Raw genomic sequence first — 13460 nt, forward strand, 5'->3', positions numbered from 1 at the left:
TCTATATGTAAGTTTGCACATCATATAAAAAATAAAAAATGATTTTACCTATTATTGCATACGGTGATCCTGTTTTACGTAAAGTAGGAAAAGAAATTAGCAAAGAATACCCTAATTTAAAAGAGTTGATTGCCAACATGAGAGAAACTATGTACAATGCCTCTGGTGTTGGTTTGGCTGCCCCACAAATAGGAAAAGATATTCGCTTATTTGTTATAGACACCTCTCCGTTTGCAGAAGATGATGAATTAAATACTACCGAAAAAACAATTTTAAAAAATTTTAATAAAGTATTTATCAATGCTAAAATAATAGAAGAAGAAGGTGACCAATGGGCTTTTAATGAAGGATGCCTTAGTATACCTAATATTCGCGAAGATGTTATGCGCCCTGAAAAAATAACCATAGAATATTTAGACGAAAATTTTACTCCTCACAAAGAAACCTTAAACGGATTAGCAGCACGTGTTTTTCAACACGAATACGATCATATTGAAGGAATTTTGTTTACCGATAAAATTTCGTCTCTAAAAAAACGATTGCTTAAAAAAAAGTTAGATAGAATATCAAAAGGAGATATCAGTGTAGACTATAAAATGCGCTTTCCTAATTCAAAAAAAAGATAACATAATAAACTATGTTATAAATACTTAAACCCTAACAAAAAGCTAAATTTAAATATGACCTTTACTAAAATTATTACCATTAGTGGCAAACCTGGATTGTTCGAAATTTTATCACAAACAAAAAACAGTGTAATTGTTAAATCGCTTATTGAAGGCAAACGATTTCCAATAACAGCTACACATAACGTTAGCTTATTAGAAAACATCGCTATTTATACTTACGATGAAGAAATTCCGTTAGCTACAATTTTTAAAAATATTGCCGATAAAGAGCAAGGCAAAAAAGCCATTTCACATAAAGAAAGTAATAAAAACGTAACAAATTATTTTTTAGAAGTACTTCCAAATTACGACCAAGAACGCGTATACCCTTCTAACATAAAAAAAATAATTCAGTGGTATAATATTTTAGTGAATGCTGATTTTGATTTTTCTACCTTAACGCTAGAAGTTTCAACTGAAGAAGAAGAATAAATGTTAAGCTCTCGAAAACAACAATTAGAAGCATTTAACAGGCTGTTAGACATCATGGATGAACTTCGAGCTAAGTGTCCGTGGGATAAAAAACAAACCTTAGAGAGTTTACGACATTTAACCATAGAAGAAACCTACGAACTTGCCGATGCTATTCTAGAAAATAATTTAGACGAGGTAAAAAAAGAATTAGGTGATTTACTATTGCACATTGTTTTTTACGCAAAAATAGGTAGCGAAAAAAACAACTTTGATATTGCTAGTGTTACCAACAGTATTTGTGATAAATTAATAGATCGACACCCTCATATATATGGCGATGTTAAAGTTACTAGTGAAGAACAGGTAAAACAAAATTGGGAAAAACTTAAACTAAAAGAAGGTAAAAAATCGGTTTTAGAAGGGGTGCCTAAAAGTTTACCTGCATTGGTAAAAGCAAATCGAATTCAAGATAAAGTTGCTGGTGTTGGATTTGATTGGGAAAAACCTAATCAAGTTTGGGAAAAAGTACAAGAAGAACTTGCCGAGTTAAATCAAGAAATAGAAAAAAACGATACTGAAAATATTGAAAAAGAATTTGGAGACGTTTTATTTTCTATGATAAACTATGCTCGATTTATAGGTGTAAACCCAGAAAATGCCTTAGAAAAAACCAATAAAAAGTTTATTAACAGGTTTCAATATTTAGAAAAAGAAGCTCATAAAGCAGGAAAGTCTTTAGCCGACATGACACTCGCTGAAATGGACGTTTATTGGAATCAAGCAAAAAAATATTTTTAATATGGATATTGCAATTGTTACTGGTGGAAGTAAAGGAATTGGTAAAGCAATTGCAAAAAAATATATAGCAGAAAAATATACGGTTTTCTCTTTAGCTAGAAGCACTACTGATTTAAAAAACTGCACACAAATCAAGGTTGACTTAGGTAATTTAGAAGCTGCTGAAAAAAGTTTTATTTCGCTTTTTAAGCGTTTTGAAAATAAAAACATTCATTCAATCACGCTCATAAACAATGCAGGCAGATTAGGCACCATATCAAATTTAGAAAATATACAACCCGAAGATATTGCTAAAACCATTAACCTAAACACTACTATTCCACTTATTTTATCAAGTTTATTTATTAAACTAACCTCACATTTTAAGTGTACAAAAAAGCTTATCAATATTTCTTCTGGAGCTGCCATAAAACCTTACCAAGGATGGAGTGTTTATTGTGCTTCTAAAGCGGCTTTAAACATGATAACACAAACAATTGCTAGCGAACAAAATCAACTAAAAAATGGTGTAATATGCGCCGCCATTTACCCAGGAGTTGTTGATACCGAAATGCAAGAACAAATTAGACAAACAAATAAAAAAGACTTTAAAAACAAAGCGCGATTTGTTAATTTAAAACTTAACAACCAATTATTTACACCTACACATGTTGCTAATACCCTGTTTAAGATTGATAAAAACAATCTAGTAAACAATGGCGATATTATAGATATTCGCAATATAACGGATTAAACTATGAGCAGTTTCGAAAGCAAATTACAAACACACGCGAAACTAAAAAATTAGTGCGATTTTTTACAGATAGCTATTTAAACAAGAACTACTCATAGTTGTGTTATACACCTTATTTTATACCACTATTGTTTTTAACAAAGTATATCCGTCTGTTGTATTTCCCTTTAAAGAATCGAGCATATTACCCTCAACACTATCTGAAAAAACATTATCGTTACTATTTAAGGTATCTGCTTCACCATTATATCCTGATGTTGCATAAACTGTATCACAAACATCTTTTGGAAAAGCAATTTGTGTTACACGTATTGAGTTCTCATTTGAATCTAATACCTCAATGTGAATATGCGGTGCTCTCCCGCCATACCAGCCCGGAAAAATACTTATAAAAGATACCTGACCGTTTGAATCTGTGGTTTGTCGCCCTCGTAAAAAATCTTTATCCGTATAATCGGTTTGTTGCATTTGGGTTCCGCCATATTGCGAATAATTTCCTTCAGCATCACAATGCCATAAATCAACCAATACGCCTGAAAGCGGATTACAATCATCACTTTGGTCTTGAATTGTAAGCGTAATTAATAATGCAACTCCCGTTCTGTCTCCAACAATATTTTCTTGCACTAATTGAGCAGGGGTTTTAATTGGAAAAGGCCCAGCAGTTTCACTTGGAGATAAATCACAATCTCCCACTGTTGTTTCTGTAGTTGAGCTACTGTCTTCATCGTTTGAACAAGACGTAATTACAGTAGGCAAAGCCACTATAGAGCCAAAACCAATAATTCCTTTTTTTAAAAAATTTTTTCTGTCCATAAAATTGTAAAATTAAATTGTTAATACTCTCTCGCTAACTTCAGTGTGTTGTTATTATTTAAAAACGTATTTGACTACAATTTGTTGCGGCTTGAAAGCGATTAATTTAGTTAAAAAAACTAAAAAGAAAAGCGGTAATTTTTAAACCTCATACAAGCATAAACCAACTATTTGATTATTAATTATATATGTTTTTCATTCTCAATTTTTGCTATCAGTTTTTCTGTTTTAGCAATGATGTCATTGTAATGTTCTACAATATAAATCGAGTTCTTCATCATTTTTACTTGAAAAAGAATTGCTGGTTTTTTCATCATAATCTTAAAGTCGTAAGTTCCATCAGGCAAAAATGTTGCATTTTCTTTAAAAGCAATTAAAAGTCGGTTGTTTTCTTCGTTAAAAACAGCTTTTTGTGATTTAATAAACGGAATGGCTTCTTGATAATAGTTTACAATTTCTATTAATAGTTCTTTGTTAGATATTATCGAAAATATTCCTGATGATTTTGCTGCATCGAAGTAACTATTATGAACTGGGGTATATTTTGGAATGATTAAACTATAACTATCAAACTCTTTTTTAACAGCATTACAATTATTCTTTTGTTCTCCAAGACATATCTGATAGTCAAGTATGGCAATTTGATTGATATAAAAATCTTTCTCTTTTTTCCATTCAACAACATCTTTTTTTAAATCAACTATTAAATCTTTAAAAAATTCTTTTTCAGTACGTTTGTTTACTTTTTTGATATTCAAATTTTGAAACCAAATTGAAATAGACACCGCAAAAACAATAATTAGAATTTCTAAAATAATTTCTCTAACTTTTTTCCAAAAGCTATTTTTATTATTTCTTGAGTGTTTCAAAATATTTTTTATGCGATTGATTACATCTTGTTCTGCCATAATAATTTTATGTAAAATCAATTACTGCAATATTTTTATATTACTTGCTTCAGCAAACCAAAACGCTAAACGTAGTTCTGCCTTTAAAAAGTAAATATACTAAATAAGCATTGAATTTCAATAAGGAATGAACCGCAGGAGCTATAGTCTTATTACAGTCTTTTTTTGTTAAAACCTAAAAAACACAAAAAAAACACTCTATGTTTCTATTTTAATTTGGTTTAGCTCTTTGTTGTGTATCGTTTGTCTATGCATTCACTTATTTTACCCATAATAAAAACAATCAATGCTATAGTTACAGAAAAAATTACCCCTGTAATAATTGAAAAATTTCGTCCTGTATCGGAAATTACTTTTCTCATCGCTTTATTTTGCTCTGGTGTAATTTCATCTCCACTAAAAAAACCATCTCTATTCAGGTCAAATTTTTGTAGAGCTAATTCCGATGAAATATCAGAGTAAGTTGCCCCTCCAACAATGAGAAAATAAATTCCAAAAAATATTGTTGTGCTTATCCAAAACCATTTCCATTTTCCCCGTACAAATATTTTTTCTCTTTTCAGAATTATTATTCCTAAAATCAGAATTGAAATCAGACTCGAAATTATTAAATGATATGGCAAATCTATTTCATTCATTAATTTTAGTTCGTTTTTGATAAACCACACACAACAATCTATTTACCTTTAAAGTTTGCTTTCCGTTTTTCTAAAAAAGCTTTTGTGCCTTCTTGAAAGTCGTAAGTATTAAAGCAGTTACCAAATTCGGTAATTTCAACCTCATACCCATTAACTCCTTCTTTAAAATTAGCATTTACAGCTTTAATAGCTTTACCTATAGCAATAGGAGAATTTCGCATAATTTTTTCAGTAATTTTTTCAGCAAAAGACCGTAATTCTTCTTGAGGCACTACATGGTTTACTAGTTGATTTTCTTTTGCTTCTTGAGCAGTAATCATTCCTGCAGTCATAATCAATTCCATTGCTTTTCCTTTACCTACTAACTGCGCTAAGCGTTGTGTGCCTCCATAACCAGGAATAAGCCCTAGAGATACTTCGGGCAATCCCATTTTTGCATTATCAGAAGCTATTCTAAAATGGCATGCCATGGCTAACTCTAGCCCACCTCCTAAAGCAAAACCATTTATTAAAGCAATTACTGGAGTAGTTAAGTTTTCTATAAAATTAAATAATATTTCTTGCCCTTTACGAGCCAACATTTCACCTTTTTCAGCAGAAAAGTTCGCAAATTCAGTAATATCAGCTCCTGCAACAAAAGCTTTATCACCGTTACCTATTACCAAAATTATTTTTACTAAATCATCATTATTTAAATCGTTAAATGCATTGTGTAACTCTTGTATGGTATCACGATTTAACGCATTGAGTTTTTTAGGTCGATTAATGGTTATTATTGCTACGCCTTTATTTTTTTCTACTAAAATATTTTCGAAATTCATTTTTATTATTTTTTAATCCACCTCTAAAATGTAAATGCTTATTCTTTTGGTAAAATTACGGTAAAAACAGTGCCAATACTTTCTTTAGAAATAAACGAAATATCACCTTTATAGGCTTTAATTATATTTTTAATAATCGATAAACCAAGCCCCATACCACTTGATTTTGTTGTAAATTTAGGTTCAAAAATAAGTTTTTTGTTTGCTTCTGAAATTCCTTTACCATTATCAGAAACAGTAATTTTTACGTTACGATCTTCAGAAGAAACTTTCACTTCTATTCTAGGGTGTTTTTCTTCTTCTACTGCTTGAGAAGCATTTTTTACTAAGTTCGTTACAATTCTAACCAATTGTGTTTTGTCTAAATTAGCAGCGATACTTTTTTCTTGAGGAAAAAAATGCACATATTCTTTATTAAAAATATCTAGAGCATGTTTAACCACATCAACCACATCTAAATTTTCACGACGTTGAGTAGGCATTTTAGCAAAATCTGAAAAAGCAGACGCTATAGAACTCATTACATCTATCTGCTGAATTAGTGTTTGACTATATTCTGCCACTTTTTCCTTAATATCAGGGTCTTGAGCATCGAATTTACGCATAAAACTTTGTACCGATAAACGCATAGGGGTTAACGGGTTTTTTATTTCATGAGCAACCTGTTTTGCCATTTCTTTCCACGCCTGTTCCCGTTCGCTTTGAGCTAATTTTACTGCACTATCTTCTAATTGATCAATCATATTATTATAGGCAGCTACCAAATTGTTAATTTCAGTACTTGCAGACTCTAACGTAATTTTTTCGTTGCGTTTATTTAAACTGGTTTCTTTAATTTTTTCTGATATCGTTTGTATTGAACGTGTTATATAACTCGATAAAAAATAAGCCAACACAATAGCTAAAACAAGCATTAACAAATAAACTAATATAAGACGCAACATAAACTCTCGAAACTCAGTTTTCTGCTCTCTATTGTCTTGAGCAATCTGTAACTCTAAAATTCCAATACGTTTAAATTTAGGATCGTTTATATAACTGTACGAAGATTGGTAGGTAATATTACCCACAATGTTTGCCTTTAAAATCTCATGATTTGAGCTGTTCGCTAATTCATTAACGGTTTGTTCCGAAAGCGGTGTTTTGTCAACTTTTTCAAAAGCTATCGGCTTAGACGACTTTAATAAATTTCCATTCATATCGTACATTGTAATGGTTAACTTATGTACTGCTGAAATTTCATAGATTCTATCTTGAAAAATTTTTGATAGGTTTTCAGTATTTACTGGATAGGTAGTTTTACGTTTTAATTCAATTTCTATGTCTTGTTTCGTGGCTTCTTCTTTACGTCCAAAACGTTTTATATTGTAATCTTTTGTTTGCTCATCGTATTGATATATGGTTACTATTGCAATAAGTACCGATGCTAGTAATACCAATAATATCATGGCAATAAATATTCGTATTCGTAACGATATGTTTTTAAATTTTATCACCTTGTTTTTTTACTATCCTTATTTTGGGTATTAAACATATACTTTTTTTTATTTATTGTTAACCGATAATCTAAATTTACTTTTTTATATAAAATTAATCAAGTAAACTTTCTTTAACGTGTAAAAATCGAGTTAATTTCATTGATAAATCTAACAAAATAATTTTAGCATTTCCATTTCTTTCTATGTGATACAAGGCATTATTTAATTCTTTTTCTATCGATAAAATATTATTGCCATGCACAAAAGGCGCAAAGTTTTTTATATCGAATTTTGGTGTTTGAGTTTCTAAAAACACTAATTCGTCTGCCTGATAATTAAGCAGTAAAGCTTGTCTAAAAAAATGTAAGCAGTACAGTAAAAATTGTTTTTGAGTTTCACGTCCAGAAGCCGAAATTTCGTTAGACCACATGATTAAGTCTTCAACAACTGTTGCATTGCCTTTTGCACGAAAAGCTGAACGTATCCATGTTATAAACCATTGTTCAAACTGCAAATCGTTGGTACTATTATGTAATAAATGCAATGCTTTATTATAGTTACCTGCTGCTTGATGCGCACACTTTATAGCATCACTTTCAGTACAATGTTCGTTTTTTATTAATGCTGTGGTAATATCTTGCTCACTTAAAGGCGGAAAATGCAATGCTTGACATCGCGATTTAATGGTGTTAATTAATTGCGATTCATCTTCTACTACCAATAAAAAAACGGTTTTAGCAGGAGGTTCTTCAATTAGTTTTAACAGCTTATTTGCAGCAGTTGTATTCATTTTTTCTGCCATCCAAATAATCATTACTTTAAATCCTCCTTCATACGATTTTAATTTTAATTTATTTACAATATCTTCAGCCTCGTCAACCCCTATTAATGCTTGTTTGTTTTCTACCCCTATATACTGTAACCAATCAAACAAACCTCCATAAGGTTTTTCGCTTATAAACTTTCGCCAATCTTCTAAAAACAAATTACTTACCGCATGTTTTTTAACCGACTCATTTGTTGTAACTGGAAAGGCAAAATGTAAATCGGGATGTTGTAATTTATTGCATTGCAAATTACATCTTTCAACATTTTCAGAAAAATTACACAACAAAAACTGAGCATATGCAATAGCCATAGGTAAAGCACCCCTACCTTGTTCTGCAACAAATAGCTGTGCATGAGGTATTCTACCTTTTTCAACAGAAACTTTTAAATGATTTTTAAGGTGTTCTTGACCTATTATTTGATTAAAAAGCATACACAAATATAACCCAAATTACGAAAACGTTATCTCAAGTTTTAAAATTTAGTTACCCTTAAAAATACGTAATTGCTTACATTTGTGTTTCGCAACAGATTAAAAGTCTAATTTCACTTAAATTAGATAACTAAAAGCAACCTTTAATGGTTCAAAAAAAATTAAACTGACATAAGCGATTTTGACAATACAAAATATATTAACCTATTAAAATAAGCTATTTAATTTAAATTTATTCAAATGAAAACAATCAACGATTTTAACTTCAAAGACAAAAAAGCACTTATCCGAGTAGATTTTAACGTTCCTTTAAATAGCGATTTTCAAGTTACTGATAACACTAGAATTGAAGCTGCAAAATCTACTATTATTAAAGTTTTAGAAGATGAAGGTAGTTGTGTACTTATGTCACATTTAGGGCGTCCAAATGGTGTAGAAGACAAATACTCTTTACGTCATATTGTAGATGAAGTAACAAAAGTTATTGGTTGTAATGTAAATTTTGTTGACGATTGTGTAGGCGCTAAGGTTGCCGATGCAGTTAATAATTTACAAAATGGTGAAATTTTATTACTAGAAAATTTACGATTTCATCCCGAAGAAAAAAAGGGAGATGTGGCTTTTGCTAAAGAACTTGCTCAATGGGGTGATATCTACGTAAACGATGCCTTTGGTAGTGCCCATAGAGCACACGCTTCTACAGCGGTGATTGCTCAATTTTTTAAAGATAAAAAATGCTTTGGAAATTTACTCGCTAAAGAAATAGAAAGTATTGACAAGGTTTTAAACAACCCTAAAAAACCCTTAACAGCTGTTTTAGGTGGCGCAAAAGTATCGTCTAAAATTGGTGTTCTTGAAAATATAATTGAAAAAGTAGATCACATTATTATAGGAGGAGGAATGACTTTTACCTTTATAAAAGCCTTAGGGGGTAGTATTGGTGATTCATTGGTAGAAAATGACAAATTAGATTTAGCTTTACATATATTACAACAAGCCAAAGAAAAAAACACAACCATTCATTTACCTGTTGATACTCTTATTGCCGATTCTTTTTCAAACGATGCTAAAACACAAATAGTACCCGTTAATGAAATACCTGATGGATGGATGGGCTTAGATTGTGGACCTAAAACTTCAGAAAATTTTGCTGATGTTATTGCCAATTCTAATACTATTTTATGGAATGGCCCTTTAGGTGTTTTTGAAATGGAAAATTTTGCTACAGGCACAATTAATTTAGGAAATGCAATTGCTGAAGCAACCAAAAATGGTGCTTTTTCTTTAGTAGGTGGTGGCGATTCTGTTGCCGCAGTAAAACAGTTTGGATTTGCTGATAAAGTGAGCTATGTTTCTACTGGAGGAGGAGCTATGTTAGAAATGTTAGAAGGAAAAACCTTACCCGGTATCGAAGCCATTAATAATTAAGCAATTTTTTAAATACCTCATGAAGTACACTACTTTACCAAACACCGATATAAAAGTCTCTAAAATTTGCTTAGGTACAATGACCTGGGGAAAACAAAATACGGAGACCGAAGCTCATGAACAAATGGATTATGCTCTTGAGCAAGGTGTCAATTTTTTTGACACCGCAGAAATGTATCCAGTTCCTGCATCAGCAGAAACTTATGGCGAAACAGAACGAATTATCGGAAATTGGTTAAAAAAAACTGGAAACAGAAATAAAGTAGTACTTGCTAGTAAAATAGCGGGTGGTGGTGCTTATACTGCACACATTAGAAATGACGGATTTAGCAAGCGGGCGATTATAGAAGCAATAGAAAATAGCCTACAGCGATTACAAACTGATTATATTGATTTGTATCAATTGCATTGGCCTTTACGTGGTGTAAATTGCTTTGGTGTTCGTGATTACCCCTACAAAACAACTCATAAAGAAGCTGAAAACCATCTAGAAATTTTAGAAAGCCTTAACGATTTTATAAAACAAGGAAAAATAAAACATATAGGGCTATCTAACGAAACCCCATGGGGTACAATGCTGTACATTAAAACCGCTGAAATTTACAATTTACCTAAACCTGTAACAATACAAAACTCATACTCTATTATTCACCGTTCTTACGAATATGGAATGTCAGAAGTATCTTTAAGAGAAAATATAGGTTTATTAGCATACTCGCCTTTAGCTTTTGGCGTTTTATCAGGTAAATACATCGGAGGTAAAAAACCCGAAAATTCACGTATTATTAAATTTCCAAGGTTAAACAGGTATTCTAGCAAAGAATCTGAAAAAGCCGTTATTGCCTATCAAAAAATAGCTAAAAAACATGGCATTTCACTTCCTCAAATGGCTTTAGCCTATGTTAATCAATTACCCTTTGTTACAAGTAATATTATTGGCGCCACTAATATGGAGCAACTTAAAGAAAATATAAATTCGATAAACATTGAATTAACCAATGAAATACTTAACGAAATTGAAGAAGTGCATAAAATAATTCCTAATCCAGCACCTTAAAAATTATAACGCTTTTATAAAGCTATTGCTTTGGCGCAAATAAAACCGCCTGTCCATGCGTTTTGAAAGTTGAAGCCTCCCGTAACAGCATCAATATTTAACACCTCTCCCACAAAAAACAGGTTTTTATGTAGTTTACTTTCAAAACGTTTAAAGTTAATTTCTTTTAAATCAATACCGCCAGCAGTTACAAACTCTTCTTTAAAAGTAGTACGCCCATTAGCATTAAATAAACTCTGGGTTAATTGGTTCGTTAAATTTTGCAATTGCTTATTACTAACATCTGCCCAATTTTGATTGCTTTTTATTTCAGCTGCTATTACCAAACGCTCCCATAACCTACGAGGAACATCGTTAAAAGGCGATTTTAAATACAGCTGTTTTTTTGCATTCTGCTTTTTTAATTCTTGTAATATTTCAAAAACCTCTTTAGCATCTTGATTTAACCAATTTACTCGAACAGTATATTGATAGTTTTTATCAGCTAAAATTCTTGCTCCAAAAGCTGATAATTTTAAAACCGCAGGACCACTTAATCCCCAATGGGTAATTAATAACGCACCTGTATGTTCAAGATTTGTTCCTTCAATTTTTAGTATTGCTTTTGGCACAGATATTCCACCTAAATCAACAATCCGCTTATCATTTATATTAAACGTAAATAATGAAGGCACAGGTTTAACAACCGTATGACCAAGGGCTTCACTCAATTTCCATACTTGCTTGCTACTTCCTACCGCTAACACCACAAAATCAGCTTCAAACTGTTTATTTTTTGTGTTTACAATCCATTTATTATCGTGTTGATAAATAGAATTTACACCGTGGTTTTTTAACACCGAAATATTAAGATTATCAACAGCCTTTAAAAAACAATCTACAATGGCTTTCGAAGTGTTTTCGGCTGGAAAAACTCGGTTATCATCTTCAATTTTTAGTAAAACACCATGATTTTCAAACCATTCAAAAGTATCACCTGTCATAAATTGATGAAATGGCCCCAATAATTCTTTTTGACCTCTTGGATAAAATGTTGTAAGCTCTTTTGGATCAAAACAAGCATGAGTAACATTACAACGTCCACCTCCAGAAATTTTCACTTTTTGCAATACCTCGCTTCCCTTTTCAAGAATCGTAATATCTAAATCTCGATTCAGTTCTTTTGCGTTAATTGCTGTAAAAAAACCTGCGGCACCACCACCAATAACCACCACTTTTTTCATTATAAAATCATTTTTTTATAGGGTAGTATCGTGTCAAATCCTTTTTGTTTAAAATATGCTGGCGTATCTTCATTTCCTGTAGCTAAAACAAAATCGCCTCCCCAAGCCCCTAAACTTTTTACTTGTCCGAAATAATCTTTAAACAATAGGCTTTTTATAGGGTTTATTTTAATAATAGAACTGATAATTTGTTCGTGTTCAACAATAATTTTATCTAAATCATTAATGGTATTGGTTTTGATAAACTGTTCGGATAACGTAGAAATCTGATTAATCTTTGTTTGCACCTCGCTAAGAGGTATTTTTTCTTTATATTCTTTATATCTTTTAATACCTTCTCTACTATTTTGCTTTTGATTTAAGTATATAAAAAACAACTCATCTTCAAAATTTTGAGACCACTTAACCTCTTCTACAACTAAAGGTTTACTTTGACTATATTTATCTACTATTTGATAAGTAATTGGTGTATTGTGTTGTGCACAGGCAATATCGTAACCACTTCCTGAAAAGGTATGCCAAAGCAATGTAAACGGATTTACCTCTGCCCACATAGCTATATTATTGATTAAGGTTGACGAACTTCCCAACCCCCATTTTTGAGGAAAAGTTAAATTCGTTTTTACCACAAAACCATGCTTTGCACTTAAAAATGATGGATTTAATTTTTGAGCCTCTTGTAAAATATTGTATAACGTTTCTGCAATAAATTCGGCACTTCCTTCTTTGTCTGAATTATACGTTGTAGAAATTAAACGTAGCTTAGGTAAATCAAATATTGCCTGAAACCAACATTCACCTGTATTTGTATAACTATTCCAAACTAGTTGAGGCTCTTTAATTGGCTCAACTATTAAATCTTGCCCAAATTTAGTAGGTATAGCTAATGATTTTGCTCCGTCAAGAACAACATATTCTGCTGTAAGTAATAATTTTCCGTTACTATAATATTTTTCCACCATTTGTAATATGTAAGTTACTCACAAGTAAATTTATTTGAAACTATTTATTAAAAAGTAATCGTTCTCATCTACCGCTCAAGATTAAACCACTACTATAAAATTCCAAACTGTTTAAAATGATGCGTAAAATGTTTTACTTGAAATTTTTTCCAGTAAGTATAATCTAATTCTCCAAAAAATGGATGAACCACCGTTCTATTCGGATTTTTTTCAAATATATTTTTAAATAAATTTACCTGCTGTATTAAGTCATCT

14 protein-coding genes are annotated in these 13460 nt (G+C 31.2%); 6 read left to right on the forward strand and 8 right to left on the reverse strand.

From position 1 onward, the window contains the following. Nucleotides 1-38 precede the first annotated feature (38 nt). Genes def through AB2B44_RS00965 form a run of 4 tightly spaced genes read left to right on the forward strand, consistent with a single transcriptional unit; the run spans nt 39 to nt 2613 of the window. Nucleotides 39-626 (forward strand): peptide deformylase, encoded by a 588-nt coding sequence (gene def, locus AB2B44_RS00950; protein ID WP_369047686.1) that lies wholly within the window; start codon nt 39-41, stop codon nt 624-626. Nucleotides 627-680: 54 nt separating this feature from the next. After that, nucleotides 681-1100 carry a DUF5606 domain-containing protein gene (locus tag AB2B44_RS00955; RefSeq protein WP_369047687.1) on the forward strand — a complete coding sequence of 140 codons (420 nt, stop codon included), beginning with the start codon at nt 681-683 and terminating at the stop codon, nt 1098-1100. Further along, complete coding sequence (gene mazG, locus AB2B44_RS00960; protein WP_369047688.1) at nt 1101-1880, forward strand: nucleoside triphosphate pyrophosphohydrolase; 780 nt, start codon at nt 1101-1103, stop codon at nt 1878-1880. 1 nt (nt 1881) lies between these two features. Further along, complete coding sequence (locus AB2B44_RS00965) at nt 1882-2613, forward strand: SDR family NAD(P)-dependent oxidoreductase (protein WP_369047689.1); 732 nt, start codon at nt 1882-1884, stop codon at nt 2611-2613. 117 nt (nt 2614-2730) lie between these two features. Here AB2B44_RS00965 and AB2B44_RS00970 read toward each other — a convergent pair whose 3' ends face one another. The 6 genes from AB2B44_RS00970 to AB2B44_RS00995 form a co-directional block, all read right to left on the reverse strand. Further along, complete coding sequence (locus tag AB2B44_RS00970) at nt 2731-3429, reverse strand: intradiol ring-cleavage dioxygenase (protein ID WP_369047690.1); 699 nt, start codon at nt 3427-3429, stop codon at nt 2731-2733. Nucleotides 3430-3611: 182 nt separating this feature from the next. Then, on the reverse strand, nt 3612-4358 hold the full coding sequence (locus tag AB2B44_RS00975; protein ID WP_369047691.1) for a hypothetical protein: 747 nt from the start codon (nt 4356-4358) through the stop codon (nt 3612-3614). A 200-nt stretch (nt 4359-4558) separates the two neighbouring features. After that, entirely contained in the window at nt 4559-4975 is a 417-nt protein-coding gene (locus AB2B44_RS00980) for a hypothetical protein (RefSeq protein WP_369047692.1), read from the reverse strand. A 38-nt stretch (nt 4976-5013) separates the two neighbouring features. Then, nucleotides 5014-5796, reverse strand: a complete 783-nt coding sequence (locus AB2B44_RS00985) for an enoyl-CoA hydratase/isomerase family protein (RefSeq protein ID WP_369047693.1) — start codon at nt 5794-5796, stop codon at nt 5014-5016. A 38-nt stretch (nt 5797-5834) separates the two neighbouring features. Continuing rightward, nucleotides 5835-7244 carry an ATP-binding protein gene (locus AB2B44_RS00990; RefSeq protein ID WP_369048509.1) on the reverse strand — a complete coding sequence of 470 codons (1410 nt, stop codon included), beginning with the start codon at nt 7242-7244 and terminating at the stop codon, nt 5835-5837. Between the two features lie 142 nt (nt 7245-7386). Beyond that, on the reverse strand, nt 7387-8535 hold the full coding sequence (locus AB2B44_RS00995) for an ATP-binding protein (RefSeq protein ID WP_369047694.1): 1149 nt from the start codon (nt 8533-8535) through the stop codon (nt 7387-7389). Between the two features lie 240 nt (nt 8536-8775). Between AB2B44_RS00995 and pgk the strand changes: the two genes are divergently transcribed. After that, entirely contained in the window at nt 8776-9963 is a 1188-nt protein-coding gene (gene pgk, locus AB2B44_RS01000) for a phosphoglycerate kinase (RefSeq protein WP_369047695.1), read from the forward strand. A 19-nt stretch (nt 9964-9982) separates the two neighbouring features. Then, complete coding sequence (locus AB2B44_RS01005; RefSeq protein WP_369047696.1) at nt 9983-11020, forward strand: NADP(H)-dependent aldo-keto reductase; 1038 nt, start codon at nt 9983-9985, stop codon at nt 11018-11020. A gap of 14 nt (nt 11021-11034) precedes the next feature. On the opposite strand, the gene AB2B44_RS01010 is transcribed toward AB2B44_RS01005, so the two are convergent. Both AB2B44_RS01010 and AB2B44_RS01015 read right to left on the reverse strand, forming a co-directional pair. Continuing rightward, nucleotides 11035-12243 carry an NAD(P)/FAD-dependent oxidoreductase gene (locus AB2B44_RS01010; RefSeq protein WP_369047697.1) on the reverse strand — a complete coding sequence of 403 codons (1209 nt, stop codon included), beginning with the start codon at nt 12241-12243 and terminating at the stop codon, nt 11035-11037. Beyond that, nucleotides 12243-13205 carry a GYDIA family GHMP kinase gene (locus tag AB2B44_RS01015; protein ID WP_369047698.1) on the reverse strand — a complete coding sequence of 321 codons (963 nt, stop codon included), beginning with the start codon at nt 13203-13205 and terminating at the stop codon, nt 12243-12245. Before AB2B44_RS01015 ends, AB2B44_RS01010 begins: the two co-directional genes overlap by 1 nt. Nucleotides 13206-13460 lie beyond the last annotated feature (255 nt).

The organism is Tenacibaculum sp. UWU-22 (assembly GCF_041021355.1).
Lineage (GTDB): Bacteria > Bacteroidota > Bacteroidia > Flavobacteriales > Flavobacteriaceae > Polaribacter.